The organism is Bacillus sp. AFS077874 (genome assembly GCF_002566505.1).
Lineage (GTDB): Bacteria > Bacillota > Bacilli > Bacillales > Bacillaceae_G > Gottfriedia.
Genome location: NZ_NUYF01000013.1, coordinates 110,998 through 130,276, shown reverse-complemented (window position 1 = coordinate 130,276; position 19,279 = coordinate 110,998). Strand labels below are relative to the sequence as shown.

Sequence of the window (19,279 nt, the reverse complement as noted above, 5' to 3'; positions counted from 1 at the left end):
TTCTAAGGTAATGCTACTCGATGAGTATCTGAGATTGGTTTTAAATCAAATGGTCGACCATTTTCATCAAAGTAAGAAGAAGCATTTTGTTGATATTCTTTTCTAACTTCTTGTCTTTCTCTAATTTTTTCTTCTCGAACTTCTGGACGAATATCTGGTATTGCTGCAATTAAGCGTTTAGTGTATATATGTTGTGGGTTGTTTAAGATATCTTCAGTAGTGCCTTCTTCAACAAGTCTTCCTCGATACATAACACCAATTCGATCGCATAAATGGCGAATAACGCCTAAGTCATGTCCGATAAATAAATAAGTTAGTTTGAATTCTTCTTGTAAATCTTGTAAGAAATTAAGTACTTGTGCTTGTACTGAAACATCCAAAGCGGAAACAGGCTCATCTGCAACTATTAACTTAGGTTGTAAAGTTAAAGCTCTAGCAATCCCAATTCGTTGACGTTGACCACCAGAAAATTCATGTGGATATTTATATAATGATTCTGGAGATAATCCAACTTTATTTAAGTAGTAAAGTACTCGTTCACGTTCTTCTTCAGCAGTTAAAGTTTCATAGTTTCTTAGCGGTTCTGCAACTAAATCAATAATTCTCTTTTTAGGATTTAAAGAAGAGTATGGGTCTTGAAATATCATTTGAATCTCTTGGCGAAATGCTCGCATTTGCTTTTTATTTAGTGTTATTAAGTCCTTGTCTAAAAACTTAATACTTCCATTAGTAGCCTGAGTCAATTGAAGTATTGCCTTACCTGCAGTAGATTTTCCACTACCTGATTCTCCAATAAGGCCATATGTTTCGCCTTCGTTTAGTTCAAATGAAATTCCATCAACAGCTCGAACATGATCTACAACTGTTCGAAAAATACCACCACGAATAGGGTAATGTACTTTTAAGTTATCAACCTTTAATAGAGACATTTACGATCGGTGCTCCTTTCTCGTTCTTGAAATGGAAATGCTTATAACAAGAACAACGTACATAATGATTTGGTTTAACTTCATGCAAGATAGGTTGATTTTCATGAGCGTAATTTTGAATCCAAGGAATACGGTGGCTGAATCGGCAGCCTGTTCTAGGTAGTTTGTCTAATGGTGGAACTGTACCTTCAATAATATGAAGTCTTTGATTTTTTGAATGAGTAGTAGGAATAGAGTTTAATAGTGAGCGCGTATATGGGTGTAATGGATTATTTAGTATTTCTTCTACTGAACCAGTCTCAATAATTTGTCCAGCATACATAACTGCAACACGATCTGCTACTTCTGCAACAACACTTAAGTCATGCGTAATTAAAATGATGCCTAGCTTCGTTTTCTTCTGTATTTCTTTTAATAAATCTAATATTTGAGCTTGTATTGTTACATCTAAAGCAGTAGTTGGCTCATCTGCAATGATGAACGAAGGGTTACATGCAATGGCAATTGAAATCATAGCACGTTGTCTCATACCACCAGATAATTCATGCGGGTACTGTTTATAAGTAACCTCTGGCTTTGGAATTCCAACTTGATCTAATAACTCTAATGCACGCTCTTTTTTTTGTGAACGTGAAAGATCAGTATGAAAATCCAAATTTTCTTCAATTTGTTTACCAATCGTCATTAAAGGATTTAGAGCAGTTAGAGGTTCTTGGAAAATCATTCCGATTTCCTTGCCTCGAATTTTATTCAATTTACTATCATTTAGCGTTAGTAAATTTGTACCCTTGTAAGAGATCGATCCATTCATTTTTGTACGATTATTTGAATGTAGTCCTAAGATTGATAGGGCTAGTGCACTTTTACCGCAGCCTGATTCACCCACAATTGCAAGAACTTCATTTTCATGGACAGTTAGTGATACATCATCCACAGCAGGATAGTATTGGTTGTTTATACGAAACGATGTCGTTAAATGTTCGATTTCCAAAAGAGGTTTTGACATTTCGTGTCTCCTTTCGAGATTTCATGAGCAAAATTGTTTGTATATTTTGAATTTTCATAAGTATAATATTATTACGCGAATGTTTCAATATGAAAACATTTTCTGTAATATATAGTCCTTTTTGACTAAAAATCATTCAAAATTCAGTTTAACTAGTAAATTAATAGGGAAAAAATGTCACTATGATTCGATAAAAAGGTTGATAGATTAAATAAAATAAGGGAGAGTAAGGAAAATACAAAATGAAAACGTTTCCAAAACAGTTTGAAGAGTAGATAAAAAGATGTGTTTGAAAATAAAGGAGAATAAAAGAGGTTTTTGTCGGAAATTGAAATAATTTAGTGGAAAATATATTTCAGATGTACAATTTGTAGTTTTAAATTCCTAGTTCAAAATACCTGTTTTCACACGAAAAAATAAGAATTACATTAAAAAATATATGTCTACTAAAATTTATTTTAGATAAATTAGGAAAGAAAAAAAGCAGTATAAAGATAAAAGGATGAATAATCCATTTTATTTTATACTGCTTTTCTTAATTTAATCTTAAGTCTTAACTCAATTTAAGTAGGCTGTTAACATCCAAACATGCTTTGCAAGTTGTTCTCGAATGGCTAAAAGTAAATCATGAGTAACTGAATCATTTTCAGACTCTGCAATTTCCATACCATCTTTTAATTCTTCAATTAAATAATTATAGTCCTTAGTAATGTCCTGAACCATTTCATCAGAAGTAATATTCTTATTTGCTTCATTAAGGCTTGAAGTATCAAGATACTCTCTCATTGTAGCTAGTGGTTTTCCACCAATTATTAACACTCGCTCTGCTAGCTCATCAATATGTAAACTTGCCTCATTGTAAAATTCCTCAAATTTAGTGTGTAGAGTGAAAAAATTTGGACCTTTTACATACCAATGATAGTTATGTAACTTTACAAATAGGATATTCCAGTCTGCTATTTGCTTATTTAGCACATCAACAGTCGTTTTTGAGATGGATGATGTATCCATTAAAATCCCTCCTCTAAATGATGTAAAAGATTAAAAAACCATATAAACCATCTTAACTGATAATGAGGAAAAATAGTCATGGTAATATTTGATAGCTAAGACAACAATTAGTAAAATTAACGTTAAATTGTAAATAGCTTTATATTGAAATAAAAAAATTCATCCTATTTGAGGTTTGGATGGAGATTAGAAGATGAAAAGTACTTACTCATAACAGAAATAGAAAGAATATAAAAATAACATACTCTTAACAGGTTTATGAGTAAGTAAAAAAGCAAAAAGATTATAGTAACTCCTAAAGGGTTCATGAGTAAGTAAAAAAGCAAAAAGATGAAATATAGTAACTCATAAGTGGTCCATGAGTAAGTAAAAAAGCAAAAAGATGAAATATAGTAACTCATAAAGGGTTCATGAGTAAGTAAAAAAGCAAAAAGATGAAATATAGTAACTCATAAAGGGTTCACGAGTAAGTAAAAAAGCAAAAAGATGAAATATAGTAACTCATAAAGGGTTTATGAGTAAGTAAAAAAGCAAAAAGATGAATATAGCATACTCATAAAAGGATCATGAGTAATTAAAAAACATATAGACGAAAATACCTTACTCAAAACCGGCCTATATGTAAGGAAAAAACAAAAAACCTCATCTAGTTAGATGAGGTTATTTTAGCGATGAATCTACGCTCTCTTCAGGAAGGGCGGACTTAGGGTCAATTCTTATAGCATCATCCTCATTTAAAGCTTTTTTCAATAATAAAAATAATGAGCCAATCATACCAAGAAGAATAATTACAAAAAAGAAAAAGATGATTACATCATAGACCAATGTTAAAACCCCCTTCGAAACTTTTCTGTATTCATATATATGATTGAAGAAATGGACAGATAACCAAAATTCACAAAGTGTTCAAAATTTAAATGCATATTTAAAATGTGGATAGAATGTTTTTACTATTTGGTTGGATCAATCTAACTAAAAGCAAGTGACATCACCATTTGTAGCAGTTAAACCTAAAATATTAAGAAGAACTTCTCAAAAAAAAAACAAGTTAAAACTCAACGTGATTACCGTTGATATAGGTAAAAAATGTCGTTGAACCATCGAAGATAATCATGTTACATTTTTCACATATTTAACAGTAATTCATCCGACAGAAGACTCTTTCTAGACGTTTAAAGAAAATAGAAAAAGAGTAGAGAAAATTATTTTGGAATGGAGAAACATAATGGTAAAAAAAAGAAAGCTACTTTTTAAAGCGACTGTATTAGCTTCCATTTTTGTCTTCATGACGAGTGGGACGCAACCGAGACTACTTGGATTAAAGGGATTACTTAAACCAACTATTACAGAAGCAGCAACATTTCCAAACTTGGTCCAAAACCCTACATTTAATTTTGATAGTCAAACAACTACTTTTCCAAATTGGTCATTTGTGGCGTATTTAAATAAAAGCCAAAGTCTAGGTCCTTATAGCTTCAATTTAGAGGATCAAGGTGACGGCTGGTATAAGGTTTATGGTGATGTCAACCCAAAAAGTTATGTTAAACCTGTTCCAGGGGGTGGGATTTTATTAAAAGTATTAAACTCGTCAGGTTCTCAAGAGTTCATAGCAATGAACCAAACGATTAACACAATTCCAGGACAAACTTATATCTTAAAGTTTCCTTTTAAACTTATTCAAAATGCGAATACCGATCCTAGGTATTCTTGGTTTGTATCTGACACAGAAAGTAATACCGCTCTAACGACAGATAAAGAATGGAGAGAATACACAGGACCTCAAAATGTAACGACTACTTTCACTGCGATCGGAAATAAAGTAAATTTTAGAATTTATTTTGAAGACGGTATAAAAGATGCTCTTGATGGTAGTGGATTTCAAATCTTTCAGGTTGATCATGTTTCTATTACAGTACTAGATACTAAGGCACCCAAAATAACAAATGCTACTATTACCATACCAGAAGGTTACAAAGGTGGTGCATCGTGGACCAATAAAAACACGACAATTCACTTTACAGCAACTGACGATTATGGTGTCGATCCAACATCGTACGAAGTTTCAACAGATAATGGTGACACGTGGAGTAAAGCCGGTTTAAGTAATGCCACCTCAACAGGCGTTGATTATACAGTTTCAACCCAAGGTACGACAAATATTCTAATTAGAGCAAAAGATGATTCCGGAAACCAAAGTAATCCAGTAACCGATCCTGGAGCTAAATTTACAGTAAGGATTGATAAAGAAGCACCTATTACTAACTATACTGACGGGCAATTATATAATAAAAAAACAGCAACAAATATTACTTTCAGTGATGCACTAAGTGGTATTGATACAGCTAAATTAAATGGGACAACCATTTCTTCTGGAACAATAAACCCAGCTGATGGTGAACACACATTAGTCATCACTGATAAAGCAGGTAATCAAACAATTCTACACTTTACAGTAGACAAAACTATTTTACCGCCAGTTGTGAACCCAATATCGGATGTAAGCACAAGTATAACGGGAACTGTGGAAGCAAATAGTACAGTAAAGATAACTTTACCAGATCATTCAATTCTAACGACAAAAGCCAAAGCAGATGGTACTTATTCGGTATCCGTAACGCCGTGGACGTTGTATGCGGGGGATGTAGTGAGTACAACTGCAACAGATGTCGCAGGTAATACAAGTACAGATACAAATGTAACAGTAACGGCAGAAACAAAAAATCCAGTCAATCCAACAAATCCAACAAGTCCAGTCGAGCCAGTTAACCCAACTGACCCAGAGAATCCTCATGAACCTGGAACAAAGAGTTCGTTAAGTATTGACTATGTGTCAAATTTCCATTTTGGTGCGCAGGAAGCATCAGGTAAAAATGAAGTTTATACTGCTCAATTAGATGAAGTAAAACAAACTTCAGATGGTTCGATCATTAAAGTACCAAATTTTATTCAAGTAACAGACCATCGTAGAATAAAAACTGGATGGAAACTAACAGTGCAACAAAATGAACAATTAAAGAGTGGGAATAATGAATTAAAAGGTGCGGTTTTAAAATTAAATAATCCTATTTTAAACTCATCCACACATGCGCAGTATAAACCAGTAGCTAATACAGTGACATTGGTTCCCGGTGGCGGTGCCCAGAAACTAGCTTTTGCAGATGAAGGAAAGGGACTTGGAACATGGACTATTGCATATGGACAGAATCCTTCTAGCATAACCCTTTTCGTGCCTGGAGCAGCTTATAAAGAAGTAGGTGCCAAATATAAAACAACATTAACATGGACATTAGTAGATGCACCGCTTTAAAATCAGAAACTTTCTATATAGATGTTAAAATGAAAGTAAATACCCCATCGAGTAAGTCATAAAAAAGACTACTCGGTGGGGTATCTTGTACTTGCTTATTTGAATGCGTTGGAACTTTAGACTGGCTAAAAACTTATGCTGCTTGATTTCGGTTCTTTTTAACATGAACAAGAGCTGGAGCAGAAGAAAGTAAAATGATTAATAGAACTGCACTAATAATAAAAGAAGGAACCATGTACCAAGCATTATATACTAATGAATAAAGAGAAACTGGTGTACCTTTTGGAGCGTAGGAACCGTAGAAAACAATCCCAGCAATAAAGTGACAGATGAATCGAGCTAGTGAACCGATAAAAGTTCCTAAAATTATATAAGCTGCTGCACTTTTTTTATTGCCATTTGATAAACTATTTTTTATTTGTTTATATACAAGACCAGCTAATCCGAGACTTGTAAATGCTAGAATATAGTCTAAAAATACTTGGATTGGATGAACAAAATATAGCTTTGTAACAATTTGTAGTGCTGCTAATAAAAGCCCAGTAATTAAACCTTGCTTTAATCCCCAACGAAAAGCAATTAGAAAAACTGGAATCATTGATAATGATACAGAGCCACCTTGAGGTGCAGTAAACAATGGTAAGAAATCAAAAACGATTGCTAGTGCTGCACACATCGCAATTTCTGTCATTAATTGAATCTTTGATGTCTTCATATACATTTCCCCCTTTATTAGTGGACAACTTATGTAGTGAAACACTTTGTAAGTAATGATGTTTGAGCGACTAGTAGCACACATTTTGTAATGTCTAGTTCCAGCGCCTTGCCCCTCGAGGTCATAAGTCAAAGCCATGTGAAAATTAAAAAGCAATTTTCCCCTGTCTTTGCCTTATGCTTGTCGGGGCAAAAGCGAGCCGCTTCCACATTTCAAATTAGGGAGATTTCAGTAGGAATAAATAAAAAAAGCAATACTGGGTAGCATGATGATCCCGGCGTTGCTTTTTCATCGTGCCACATCCCTACGTTAGTACTAACTAACAGGTTCAGAGGGTAAGAATAGCTACTCTATTCACTCTCAGCCAAATGGCTCCCCTTGTGGTTTAGCTTACATTTAGTTGTCTTTACTAAATATAGTCAAGGTCTTTTAAAAATACAATTAATTTATCCGTAAAATTTAAAAAAATTTAGCCACTGTTAATGGTAATTGTGTAAGAATCGCGAAAAACATTAACTGAGTTAACTTTTTAGATAATCATTAAAATTATTTTTAAAAAATGAGTGTAATCATAGCTATTATGTAAAAAATAAGCATTATAACTTTTATCTTATTTATACTAGTCATAAATTATTCACAATGGCTTGCTTTTCATTTTAAAATTTACCGTGTAGAATGAATACGAAAGAAACAGCTAAATTTTGGCAGAAAGTGTAAATAATTTGAAGGAGACATTGAAATGATTCAAGTATTATTTGTCTGTTTAGGTAACATTTGTCGATCGCCAATGGCTGAGGCTGTTTTTCGTCATTTAGTGACAGAAAAAGGGTTAGATAAACAATTTATGATAGACTCAGCTGGTACTGGAGATTGGCATTTAGGTCACGCTCCACATAAGGGAACACAAGGTTTATTGAGTGAAAAAGGTATAACCTGCGAAGGTATGAAAGCTCGAAAAGTGACAGAAAATGACTTTAAATATTTTAGTTATATTGTTGCTATGGATGCACAGAATAAAGAGGATTTAATGAATTTAGCAAGAAATAATTGTATAGGAGAGATTTCACTACTTTCAGATTATGTTCCAGCATCAATGTGGAAGGAAGTGCCTGATCCATATTATACGGGTAATTTTAATGAAGTATATGACATCATTACAGAAGGATGCTCTCATTTACTTCAGCATATTTTAAAGCAACACCAATTAACAGTTTAGAGGAGGATGTAGAATGTCAAAACGTAACAAAGCTTTACGCAATATTCTAGTCGGAGTCGCAATTGGTGCAGGAGTTACTCTACTTAACAAGGAAAATCGTGAGAAAATCTCACGTAAAGGAAGAAGCGTAACAAACAAATTAAATCAAATTAAAGAAGATCCAGAAATCGTAAAAGGTGCTGTTCGAAATCAATTGAGAGTAGTACAAAACTCAGTTGAGAAATTAGAAGGCAATGTACAGATTGTAAAGGATAAATGGATCGAAATTAAAGATTCAACATTAAATAAGTTTGATAAAGGCTCTTCTAAAGTAACAGAGAAAGCAGTGGAAGCTGTAGAAGAGAAAATTGAAGATTCAATTGATCTAGAAGAAGGAAAATCGCAAATTTCAGCGACTTCACTAGAAGTAAACCATGAAAATGAATCTTCTGAAACTGACGAGCAGTTAGAAGCTACTCTTGAAGGTATTGAAGATTTAACTGATGAAAATGCAGATGAAGTACAAGAGAAAGTAGAATCAATTTTATTGGCAGGTAATACATCTAAAGAATAACAATTGAAGGTGTCAATTTGATTAAGAAAAAGAATTCTATTGTAGCATTTGTTTGGGATTTAGTGAAAAAGTGTATGGAAGACGAAATAGTATCTCGTTCAGCGGAGCTAGCATATTACTTAATGCTATCTCTTTTTCCATTTCTACTTGTTCTAACTCAAGTCGTAACCTATTTACCGCTTTCTACTGATCAAATTTTGTCATTCTTGAGTCAATATGCTCCGCCAGATGCTATGGCTATTATACGAAGTAACTTGCAGTTAATAATCGGGCAATCACATGGTGGAGTTTTATCAGTAGGGTTAATTGCGACTATTTGGGCTGCGTCCAATGGGATTAATGCAATCATCCGAGCACTTAATGATGCGTATGATGTAGAGGATAAACGAAATTACTTTGTTACAAGAGGAGTTTCAATTCTTTTAACAATTATTATGATTTTTGTGATTGTCTTTGCATTATTAATACCAGTGTTCGGGAAAGTAATTGCTAAGTCTGTATTTCAATTTTTGGATATATCTCAGGATTTCTTATATACTTGGAGCCTGATTCGCTGGTCACTAAGCTTTGTAATCCTAATGATTGTATTTACTGTTCTATATTCCATTGGACCGAGTAAAGTAGTTCACATTAAAAAGACATTCTTTGGTTCACTTTTTGCAACATTTGGATGGATCATTTCATCATTTGGATTTGCTTTTTACGTTGATAACTTTGGTAATTACACAAGTCATTACGGTAGTTTAGGTGGAATTATTGTCTTGATGATTTGGTTTTTTATTTCGGCAATGGTTGTGATTATTGGTGGAGAGCTTAATGCATTAATAAAGCAAAGACAATATGGTAAGCACAAAGCTAAACCAAAATTGATTGACCCTAATAATCCAAATCCAAAATAATTTCTTCTATAATATATTGGAGTTTTCTTCCATGAGTAGTCTTATTTTAGTGAGGTAAACTAAAAAAGACTTCAAAAAGGGAGGAACTTTAAAATGAGTAATAATAAGAAAAACCATAATGATAAATCAAATAAGAAACAAAAAAGTAGCTCACATCCAAAGGGAAAAACTAGCGGTTCTGCAAACGGACATAATGATTACCATTAATTTTTAGATTGACTAGAATAATTGCTTTTCCTGCTAAAAGGCTCATTACTAGTCAGTTTAAAAGAAAAAGCATCGTACAATTTTGTACGATGCTTTTTTTAATCTCTTAATAATCTTAATGAGTTAAGAATAACTAAAATTGTACTTCCTTCGTGACCGATTACTCCATAAGGTAAATCAATGATTTGTAGGAAATTCGAGCAGATAAGGAATGCGATTACGCTTAGTGAAAAGATAATATTTTGTTTTACGATTTTGTTCATGCGTTTAGATAAAGTGATTGCTTTTGATATTTTTGTTAAATCGTTTTTCATCAAAATGACATCTGCAGTTTCTAAAGCAACTCCAGTTCCGCCACCCATTGCGATTCCTACATTTGCAGTCGCTAGAGCAGGGGCATCGTTTATACCATCACCAACCATTGCTACTTGACCGTAGTTGTCTTTTAGCTTTTTAACAATCGAAACTTTTTCATCCGGTAAGCATGATGCAAAGTATTCATTGATTTCACTTTCGGCAGCAATTGCTTTTGCCGTTTGTTCTGAGTCACCTGTAATCATGACTGTTTGAACACCTAATTTATTTAAAGTAGATAAGGCTTGCTTTGATTCGTTGCGAACTAGATCTTTTAATGAGAAAATCGCAACAACTTTATCTTGAGTACCTACATAAACAATTGTATTTCCTTCTTGTTCCCATTGTTGTTCAAAATGAATGAGAGGATTTTGTTTCATTGTTACGAATTCTTTTTTTCCTACTCTATACTCAGAACCATTTAAAATCGCTGATACACCGAAACCAGGGTGGTCATCAATTTGTTCAAATGACGAAGATACTGTAATTCCTTGTTTCATAGCATATTCAACAATTGCTGAAGCTAGCGGGTGAGTTGAGTATCTTTCAATTGAAGCAACGATTGATAATAATTCTGTACGATCAAAATCTTCTATTTTCTCAAAACCAGTTACTTCTGGCTTACCAATCGTTAAAGTACCAGTTTTATCGAATGCGATTGCTTTTAATACGCCTAATCGCTCTAAATGAATACCACCTTTAACAAGAATTCCCGACTTTGCTCCATTCGAGATTGCAGATAAAACAGCTGGTGTAATTGATGCTACTAATGCACAAGGTGATGCAACAACTAGTAAAATCATTGCTCGATAAAATGTTGTTGTCCATGACCAATCTAATGCAAAATGCGGTAAAAACATCATAAATAATACGGCAATTAATACTCCTTTAACATATACACCTTCAAATTTCTCAATAAATTGTTGAGAAGGAGTTTGTTCACTTTGAGCTGTTTGTACAAGATTAATGATTTTTTGGAAAAGCGTTTCATCACTATGTTTCGTAATTTCTACTACAAGCGTTCCTTTAATGTTGATTGTTCCTGCAAACACTTCATCATTTAAGTTTTTAACAACTGGAACGGATTCACCTGTAAGAGCAGCTTCATCTACTAATGTTTCTCCTTTAACGATCTGACCATCAGCAGGAATACGTTCTCCAGCTTTAATTAAAATATAATCACCAATGTTTAAACTTTTAATGCCAACGACTTCTTCAACTTCATCGACTAATCGAATTGCTGTTTGTGGCTGAAGAGTTAATAGAGAAGAAATCTCTTTATTTGTTTTATTTAACGTATAGGTTTCAAGTGCGCCACTTAAAGCAAATATGAAAATTAGTACGGCACCTTCAGTCCAATATCCAATTGCAGCTGAACCAACTGCCGCAATAATCATTAGCATTTCAACGTTTAGTTCCTTTTCAGCAATCGTATCTTCAATACCTTCCTTTGCCTTTGCGTAGCCTCCAATACAAAAAGCTAAAACATATAAAATAATCGACATGATTGAATTATCGTTCTTAACGAATGAAGCAATTAGAATTAATACACCAGAAACTAAAGCGGCAATTAATTCTCCATGTTTTGAAAGAAATGATGTAGATTCCACATGGTCGGCTTCATATGTAGCATGAATCGTAGTAACTTTTGGACTTGCTTCCATAATAAATACCCCTTTCTTATTTTCAATTGAGAAAAATAATCAAATTCATTATCCTTATAAAACGACGAAAGCTGCCGTCCTAGGACAGCAGCGTACATTTTATAAGACCTTACTATTTATTTAATCTCTTAGATGTGTAGTTCACAGATTTCTTAATTAAAATAATTCTTATTAAATATATATTACCACATTCCTTTAAATGTGAAGAAAAAATTTGCTTGTTAATTAAAAAATTTTTAATGAATGTGATGGAGTTGTGAAATAAGTTGTAGGTGTAGGGTGAAAAGGACTACAGTCTGCCTAATTAATTTTAAAATTTTTGACGTTTATTAAAGAATTTTAAGCATCCAACCGATATTTATACAGTAAGCACATTAAATACATATTTGTTACTACATTTAAAGCTAGTTCATCTATTTCAAATTCAAAAAAGTATAGCAAATATAAATAAAAATAAAAAGCTGGTGGAGATTTTGAAAAAAAAAATTATACAATCGATTGCAATCATAGGATCTGTTTCAAGTATTAATTCTATGGATCTATTAGAAGCGGATGCAGAAAGTACAATCACAAATCAACCTAAAGAATTAATCTCGTACGTGGATCACTATATCTCAACAGGGAATGGGGTACGTATTCGTTCAGGGGCAGGAACGAATTATAGTATTTTAGGAAGTGTAAATAAGAATGCTAAATTAGATGTCATCTCTTCCTCAAATGGTTGGTATAAGATTAATTACCAGGGAAGAATTGGATACATCAGTGGTACTTATGTTAAAAAACAAAGCAGTGATGCTGAAAATGAAAAAATAGAAAGCAATGCCTTCAACTACATCTCAACAGGGAACGGTGTACGTATTCGATCGGGAGCAGGAACGAATTATAGTATTTTAGGAAGTGTAAATAAGAATGCTAAATTAATTGTTAAATCTTCCTCAAATGGTTGGTACAAGATTATTTATCAAGGAAGAACTGGCTACATAAGTGGCACTTATGTTCAGAAACAAAAGAATATTGAAGATGAAAAATCAGTATACAATACGATTAAATATGTTGTAACTGGAGCCAGAGTAAATATTCGCTCAGGTGCGGGAACGAATTACAATATAATAGGTAGTGCGTCAAAAAGTCAGAAGTTAGACGTTATTTCTACTTCAAATGGTTGGCATAAGATCATCTATCAAAGTAAAACGGGTTATATAAGTGCTGGATATACTGAAAAAGAAATTGATCATTCAAATGATTCGACTAGTGATGAGCACAATATGCTTTCTTTTGCAAAACAATTTTTAGGAGTTCCTTATAAGTGGGCAGGAGTTTCACCTACGGGTTTTGATTGCAGTGGTTTTATTTATTATGTCCTTAAGGAAAATGGTAAGCCGTTTGGAAGAACAAATGTATCAGGTTATTGGCATAACAATACTTCATTCCAAAAAGTAACAACTTCACAGCCCGGTGATTTGATATTTTTTCAAAATACATACACGTATGGACCATCACACATGGGCATTATGTTAAACGAAAATGAATTTATTCAAGCTGGTAGTAGTACTGGCGTTACGATTTCTAATATAAATGACTCGTATTGGAAAAAGCATTTTTTAGGGTATAAACGAATTAATTAAAATTCTCATAAAAAGTTTCTCAACAATTGTCTTTACCATCAGGCCTTTGTCATAATCAAACAATAGTAGGAATGCCCTATAGATGATAGAATAAACTGTATTCTATAGAGAGAAAAAGGCTTATGGAGGGAAACAATGTCTGCAAAGAGATTTTTTACACATCCTTTGGGAGTGATTGCATCAGCGGTTATTACAACTTTTTTATGGGGAAGCGCATTTCCGTTTATTAAGCTAAGTTATGAGCACTTGCATATTGGGAAGAATGAGATTTGGAAACAAATGATTTTTGCGGGTTATCGTTTCTTTTTGGCCTCATTGTTAATTTTAATATTTTTTACGATAATTGGTAGAAAGTTAACTTTTAAGCGAGATACTTTTTTTGTAGTAGGAAAAGTAGGTTTGTTTCAAACGTTTTTACAATATGTGTTGTTTTATATTGGATTGAGTTTTTCAACGGGAGTTCAAGGCTCGATTATTGCTGGAACTACTTCGTTTTTTCAACTTTTAGCAGCGCATTTTATGTATAAAAATGATCGTTTAAACTTGCGTAAGATTCTTGGAGTAACGGTAGGGTTTGCTGGTGTAATTATCGTAAATATTACGAAAGGCACTCTTTCTTTACATTTAGGAATTGGCGAGATTTTATTATTGTTTGCAATGGCGTTTGGTGGCTATGGTAATGTACTTGCTAAAGAAGCTGCAAAGAAAGTGGATGTTGCCTATTTAACAGCATATCAAATGATGATTGGTTCGATTGGATTGTTATTAATTGGTGGTTTAACGGCAGGGTTTTTACCGTTCCACTTTGATTTAAAAACGTTTGGCATGCTAGTTTATTTATCGGTGCTTTCATCTGTAGGTTTCATACTATGGAACAATGTCATGAAATATAACCAAGTTGGTAAAGTATCAATGTACTTATTCTTAGTTCCTGTTTTTGGTGTCATTTTATCATCAATCATGCTGAATGAAGTGTTATCTTATCTTGTATTTATTGGTTTAATTATGGTTACGTCAGGTATTATTATTGTGAATTATCAAAAGGATCAACGAAGCACTCATATGAAGAGTGCGTCTTGACTCGAATAGAATGCAAACCGAATAAAAGCAATTCTACTTTTTAATAATAAAGTGGAGTTGCTTTTTTGTGTAGATCGTTGTGAAGGTAGGTACATAGTTGTCAAAGATTGATAAAGCAGTGAATAAAGCAGTTGAAACAGTTGTAGATGATGCTTCCACAATGGAATTTAGCACTTGCCGGATTAGTTTTAGGCATTATTACGCCATTATTGATCTTTTTCTTCGCTGCCCAAAAGTAAATTAACCGAGGTATTACAAGTGGCTCAATAAAGTAAGGTAAGGAGGATCATATGAATAAAAAATTATTTAAGTCGATTGCCGTTTTATCAACTACTATGATGTTGTTTACTGGATGTAATAATAAAAAAGAAGAAACAAAAAAGCCTGGTGCTGGTGAAAAAATTACATTAAATATTTTTCAATTTAAAGCTGAAATTGCAAAAGATCTAGAGGCTTTAACAAAGGAATATGAAAAGGAAAATAAAAATGTAACGGTAAAGGTTCAAACAGTAGGTGGAGGTGCAGATTATGGAGCAGCATTGAAAGCTCAATTTGCATCAGGAAATGAACCAGAAATTTTCAATAATGGTGGATACCAAGAGGCTGTTACTTGGAAGGATAAACTAGAGGACCTGTCAGATCAAGATTGGGTGAAGGATTTATATCCGGAAACCGAAAAACCGATGACAGTTGATGGAAAATTACTCGGAATGCCTATGAACACGGAAGGCTATGGATTCATTTATAATAAAGACCTATTTGATAAAGCTGGTATTACCCAATTGCCAAAAACATTAACTGAATTAGAGGCAACAGCAAAAAAATTAAAAGACGCTGGCATTACTCCGTTTTCAGTTGGATATGGTGAGTGGTGGATTTTAGGAATTCATTTATTAAATATCCCATTTGCACAACAACCAGATCCAGATAAGTTTATCGCCGATTTAAATGCGGGCAAAGTAAAAATCCCTGATAATGATAAATTTAAGGAGTTTATAAAATTATTTGATTTAACGATTAAATACGGAAATAAAAATCCATTAACAACGGATTACAATACACAAGTTACTAATTTTACTTCTGGAAAAACAGCTATGATGCAACAAGGAAACTGGACGCAAGGTATGATTGATGGCATTACACCAAATATGAAACTTGGTCTTTTACCAATGCCGATTAATGATGACGAAAACGCAATGGACAAAATCCCGGTCGGTGTACCTAATAACTGGGTTGTTAACAAAAATTCAAAAAACAAAGAAGAAGCGAAGAAGTTTTTAAATTGGATGGTTTCTTCTGATACAGGTAAAAAATATATCGTTGAAAAGTTTAAATTCATTCCAGCAGTTAAAACAATTGAAGGAAAAGGCCTAGGCCCGATTGCTGATGATATTCAAAAATACTCAGCTGACGGAAAAGTACTATCGTGGAACTGGTTTAAGTATCCAAACGGAGCAACAAATGAATTTGGTGCATCAATGCAAGCATATGTTGGCGGACAAAAAAATCCACAGCAATTACTACAATCACTTCAAGATACTTGGGATAAGTTAAAGAAACAGTAGGATAAATAGAAATTTAAGGCAAACCTTATTTCGAAATAATTTCGGATGAGGTTTGTCTTTTTTTGTGCAATTATTAGCTTGGATTTTATTAAAGAATTATCGATTGGAAGATTTTATGTGATGAACAGGGTTAATTATCGTGATATAGTAATTACCGTTACGTAAATAAATGAAATTCCTGAGTTTAACCTAGATAAATAGATTAATAGTAAGGGAGAGTAATCAAATATGAAAAAATCGATTAAAAATGTTATTTTATCAACTGCGATTGTCTTTTCTTTAGGAACAGTAGTCGGACCAGCAAATGCTGCATCTGTTGTTTATAAAGTTAAAAAAGGGGACACGCTTTATAAAATTTCTAAAACATATAAAACATCTGTTACAGAGCTTAAAAAGCAGAATAAATTAAAATCAAATTCAATTCGAATTGGACAAAAATTAACTATTCCTGTCCAATCGCTAGTTGCGACAAAAAAGTCAGCAACACAAACGATTGCTCCAGTACAGCTTCCAGCAAGTGAATCAGTTAAAAAGATGGCACTAGAAATCACTTCATGGTATGAAACATCATCATCTGGAGCTGATGCATTTGGTGCTACAAGTGGTAATTTCGACGGTGCCGGTCTATCTTTTGGTGCGCTTCAAGAAAACTTTGGAACAGAAACGATCCAACCAATTATGAAAAATATGTTCGCAAATCATAATGATGTTGTTCTGAAAGCTTTTAATGGAGATACGGATTCATATAATACATTTAAAGATGTAATTTACAACAAAACGACAAAAGAACAAGTAGCTTGGGGAGATTCAATAAGTGACCCTAATAATAAATACCAAGTTGTAGAGCCTTGGAAGACTTATTTTAAAAATCTCGGTACAAGTAAAGAATGTATCGATGAGCAAATTAATGCCTCAAAATGGTACTTCGATCAAGCAGAAAAGTATTACAAAACATTCGGATTATGGACAAAAAGAGGATATGCACTAATGTTTGATATCTTTGTTCAAAGTGGTGCGATTTCGGATAAAACAAAAAATTTAATCTTAGATGACTTTAAAAAAATTGATACAAAAAACCTGACAAAAGAACAAATCGAAACGAAAAAAATGAATATTATCGTTAATCGTCGTGCTGCAGATGTAAATGAACAATGGAGAGAAACATGGAAATCTAGAAAATCAGTCATTGCGAAAGGTAGTGGTACAGTTGTTGGTTATGGAGACTTCTTTGATGTAACTCCGTATGGTGCGACGTTAACACATGTGAATAAGTAATTTTTTTGATGAGGGAGTCCGAGCTTGGACTTCCTTTTTTATTTGGGCACTGATATATTTCATTTTTTTTAATAAGAAATATGTGATTTGATTTTCTTATGGGAATATTAAAAAGGAAGTATACACTAGCTTTTAAAATAATTTCTTAGGAGAGATCAGTTGTGCAATGGTATTTAAAAGTATTAAAGAATTATGTAGTATTTCATGGTAGAGCGAGTCGAACTGAATTTTGGATGTTCATGTTAATTAATGCAATTATTACTTTTTTACTTAGTTTATTAGATAACTTTGCAAATACAGATAACATGATTTCAGGAATTTATGGTTTGCTTACTTTGCTGCCACTAATCGCAGTCGGTGTTCGCAGATTACATGATATCGGTAAAAGTGGTTGGTGGTATTTAATTAGTTTAATTCCGTTTATAGGATCAATTATTTTATTAATACTTGCTTGTTTTAAAAGTGAAAATCACGAGAATCGTTTTGGACCAGTTCCAAGATAAGGTTAAAATAAATAATGTTCATTGGGTATTAAGAAAAGACTTATACCATATTACTTCTTAAAATATTTACTCATTGAAATCTTATACCCAATGTATGTCCCTAAAGTATTTAAAATAACATCATCTATATCTGAGGTTCTAAGAGTCATCAAAAATTGGACTACTTCTATGCTTACCGATAAAAATAAGCCAATTAATATAACTTTTTTTGATCTCTTAATGGATGTTAAACTAAACCCAAATGGCACAAAAAGAATGATATTTCCAAAGATATTTACTATAAATTGTTTAATGCTGCTAAACTCATTAAACATTTTTAATGGGATTAAATTTAATCCACCCTCAGAAACACCTATTCCTAATGAAGCGACTGGAAAAAATGTAAACCTAAAAATAAGCACAAGTGAAAAAATTAACAGTAAATATTTTATGATAATAGGTTTCAAAATAAATCTCCCAAAAAATGTTTTAATTAATAATAAGTTATTATACATTAATAATTTTTGTAATTCCTCAATAATCTTTGTATTAAATGATGTTCGCTATGGCCCAAAACCGAGATAAACTAAGCTTAACCCGCCTAATTTTAGGCGGTTTTTTGTGTTAATTCAAAATAGATTGTCCTATTATTAAAAATTAATAATGTTATCTAGGTATTAAGAATAGACTTAAATGTACCGTATTTACTTCTTAGGAGGGATCCATCGTGGAATGGTATTTAAAAGTATTAAAGAATTATGCAGTATTCAGCGGAAGAGCTAGAAGAACAGAGTATTGGATGTTTTTCCTGTTTAATGCCATTATCACTATTATACTTTCAATTTTACAAAGCATTGCGGATATCGATAATCTATTAACTGGAATTTATGGTCTATTGACGATACTGCCATCTTTAGCAGTAGGAGCTCGCAGATTGCATGATTCTGGTAGAAGTGGTTGGTGGCTGTTAATTGGAATAATTCCGGTTATTGGTACAATCATTCTTTTGATTTTCTTCTGTACGGATAGTGAAGAGGGAGATAATCGATTTGGTGCAAATCCTAAGTATTAATTTGGTGACTAGATATTAATAATAAGGATCAATATGTAAACCGTCTTGAAAAGGGCGGTTTTTTGTTATTTTTCCGTTTTTCTTATAGTGAAAAAATAAGAGTAATGAACACTCTTTAGCACTTTAACTAATTATTTATAAAATGTATTTCAATCTTATCATTTAAAGAAACAATATGTACTATTTCACCGTTCTTTGTGAAAACATCACGTGTACCATCGGCTTCTTCTTTTACTTCATTCCATCCCCAAAATTTTAAAATTAATTTATAAGAATTTGGTAAACCATGTTCTTCAGACATCATTTTCCATTTGTAGAC

19 protein-coding genes and 1 riboswitch are annotated in these 19,279 nt (G+C 32.8%); of the genes, 11 read left to right on the top strand and 8 right to left on the bottom strand.

The window, feature by feature from the left end; translation table 11 throughout:
• Positions 1–2 precede the first annotated feature (2 nt).
• From COJ46_RS15895 to COJ46_RS24545, 4 genes are all read right to left on the bottom strand, one after another.
• Entirely contained in the window at positions 3–929 is a 927-nt protein-coding gene (locus COJ46_RS15895; RefSeq protein WP_098566110.1) for an ABC transporter ATP-binding protein, read from the bottom strand.
• On the bottom strand, positions 910–1,935 hold the full coding sequence (locus COJ46_RS15890) for an ABC transporter ATP-binding protein (protein ID WP_097973229.1): 1,026 nt from the start codon (positions 1,933–1,935) through the stop codon (positions 910–912). Before COJ46_RS15890 ends, COJ46_RS15895 begins: the two co-directional genes overlap by 20 nt.
• A 558-nt stretch (positions 1,936–2,493) precedes the next feature.
• The gene (locus COJ46_RS15885; RefSeq protein WP_483294966.1) at positions 2,494–2,931 is read right to left on the bottom strand and encodes a Dps family protein; all 438 of its coding nucleotides are present in this window, start codon (positions 2,929–2,931) and stop codon (positions 2,494–2,496) included.
• 675 nt (positions 2,932–3,606) lie between these two features.
• The gene (locus tag COJ46_RS24545; protein ID WP_176527951.1) at positions 3,607–3,771 is read right to left on the bottom strand and encodes a hypothetical protein; all 165 of its coding nucleotides are present in this window, start codon (positions 3,769–3,771) and stop codon (positions 3,607–3,609) included.
• Positions 3,772–4,171: 400 nt separating this feature from the next.
• On the opposite strand from COJ46_RS24545, the gene COJ46_RS15880 reads away from it, so the two are divergent.
• Complete coding sequence (locus COJ46_RS15880; RefSeq protein WP_098566109.1) at positions 4,172–6,253, top strand: WxL domain-containing protein; 2,082 nt, start codon at positions 4,172–4,174, stop codon at positions 6,251–6,253.
• Positions 6,254–6,386: 133 nt separating this feature from the next.
• On the opposite strand, the gene thiT is transcribed toward COJ46_RS15880, so the two are convergent.
• A complete protein-coding gene (gene thiT / locus COJ46_RS15875) occupies positions 6,387–6,968 on the bottom strand; it encodes an energy-coupled thiamine transporter ThiT (RefSeq protein ID WP_098566108.1) in 582 nt (193 codons plus the stop codon).
• Between the two features lie 284 nt (positions 6,969–7,252).
• A riboswitch (TPP riboswitch) is annotated at positions 7,253–7,357 on the bottom strand.
• Positions 7,358–7,707: 350 nt separating this feature from the next.
• Here thiT and COJ46_RS15870 point away from each other — a divergent pair.
• From COJ46_RS15870 to COJ46_RS15860, 3 genes are read left to right on the top strand one after another with little or no spacing between them, the layout of a single operon-like run.
• Positions 7,708–8,184: a low molecular weight protein-tyrosine-phosphatase gene (locus tag COJ46_RS15870; RefSeq protein WP_097973236.1), complete on the top strand. Its 477-nt coding sequence runs from the start codon at positions 7,708–7,710 to the stop codon at positions 8,182–8,184.
• A 13-nt stretch (positions 8,185–8,197) separates the two neighbouring features.
• Positions 8,198–8,737 carry a hypothetical protein gene (locus tag COJ46_RS15865; RefSeq protein ID WP_097973238.1) on the top strand — a complete coding sequence of 180 codons (540 nt, stop codon included), beginning with the start codon at positions 8,198–8,200 and terminating at the stop codon, positions 8,735–8,737.
• Positions 8,738–8,754: 17 nt separating this feature from the next.
• Positions 8,755–9,636 carry a YihY/virulence factor BrkB family protein gene (locus COJ46_RS15860; RefSeq protein WP_286145517.1) on the top strand — a complete coding sequence of 294 codons (882 nt, stop codon included), beginning with the start codon at positions 8,755–8,757 and terminating at the stop codon, positions 9,634–9,636.
• A gap of 305 nt (positions 9,637–9,941) precedes the next feature.
• Here the strand turns inward: COJ46_RS15860 and COJ46_RS15855 are convergent, their stop codons facing one another.
• Positions 9,942–11,861, bottom strand: coding sequence for a heavy metal translocating P-type ATPase (locus tag COJ46_RS15855; RefSeq protein WP_098566107.1), 1,920 nt, complete (start codon positions 11,859–11,861; stop codon positions 9,942–9,944).
• Positions 11,862–12,334: 473 nt separating this feature from the next.
• On the opposite strand from COJ46_RS15855, the gene COJ46_RS15850 reads away from it, so the two are divergent.
• From COJ46_RS15850 to COJ46_RS15830, 6 genes are all read left to right on the top strand, one after another.
• Positions 12,335–13,486: a C40 family peptidase gene (locus tag COJ46_RS15850; RefSeq protein WP_098566106.1), complete on the top strand. Its 1,152-nt coding sequence runs from the start codon at positions 12,335–12,337 to the stop codon at positions 13,484–13,486.
• 135 nt (positions 13,487–13,621) lie between these two features.
• Positions 13,622–14,566, top strand: a complete 945-nt coding sequence (locus COJ46_RS15845) for a DMT family transporter (RefSeq protein ID WP_025568574.1) — start codon at positions 13,622–13,624, stop codon at positions 14,564–14,566.
• 97 nt (positions 14,567–14,663) lie between these two features.
• The gene (locus COJ46_RS24540; RefSeq protein ID WP_176527950.1) at positions 14,664–14,810 is read left to right on the top strand and encodes a hypothetical protein; all 147 of its coding nucleotides are present in this window, start codon (positions 14,664–14,666) and stop codon (positions 14,808–14,810) included.
• A 46-nt stretch (positions 14,811–14,856) separates the two neighbouring features.
• Positions 14,857–16,131 (top strand): ABC transporter substrate-binding protein, encoded by a 1,275-nt coding sequence (locus tag COJ46_RS15840; protein WP_098566105.1) that lies wholly within the window; start codon positions 14,857–14,859, stop codon positions 16,129–16,131.
• 228 nt (positions 16,132–16,359) lie between these two features.
• Complete coding sequence (locus COJ46_RS15835; RefSeq protein WP_098566104.1) at positions 16,360–17,406, top strand: LysM peptidoglycan-binding domain-containing protein; 1,047 nt, start codon at positions 16,360–16,362, stop codon at positions 17,404–17,406.
• A 161-nt stretch (positions 17,407–17,567) separates the two neighbouring features.
• A complete protein-coding gene (locus tag COJ46_RS15830) occupies positions 17,568–17,909 on the top strand; it encodes a DUF805 domain-containing protein (protein ID WP_097973246.1) in 342 nt (113 codons plus the stop codon).
• Between the two features lie 50 nt (positions 17,910–17,959).
• Here the strand turns inward: COJ46_RS15830 and COJ46_RS15825 are convergent, their stop codons facing one another.
• Entirely contained in the window at positions 17,960–18,355 is a 396-nt protein-coding gene (locus COJ46_RS15825) for a VanZ family protein (protein ID WP_176527949.1), read from the bottom strand.
• 260 nt (positions 18,356–18,615) lie between these two features.
• Between COJ46_RS15825 and COJ46_RS15820 the strand changes: the two genes are divergently transcribed.
• Entirely contained in the window at positions 18,616–18,960 is a 345-nt protein-coding gene (locus COJ46_RS15820) for a DUF805 domain-containing protein (protein WP_098566102.1), read from the top strand.
• A 127-nt stretch (positions 18,961–19,087) separates the two neighbouring features.
• Here COJ46_RS15820 and COJ46_RS24535 read toward each other — a convergent pair whose 3' ends face one another.
• Entirely contained in the window at positions 19,088–19,261 is a 174-nt protein-coding gene (locus COJ46_RS24535; RefSeq protein ID WP_176527948.1) for a hypothetical protein, read from the bottom strand.
• Between the last annotated feature and the right edge of the window lie 18 nt (positions 19,262–19,279).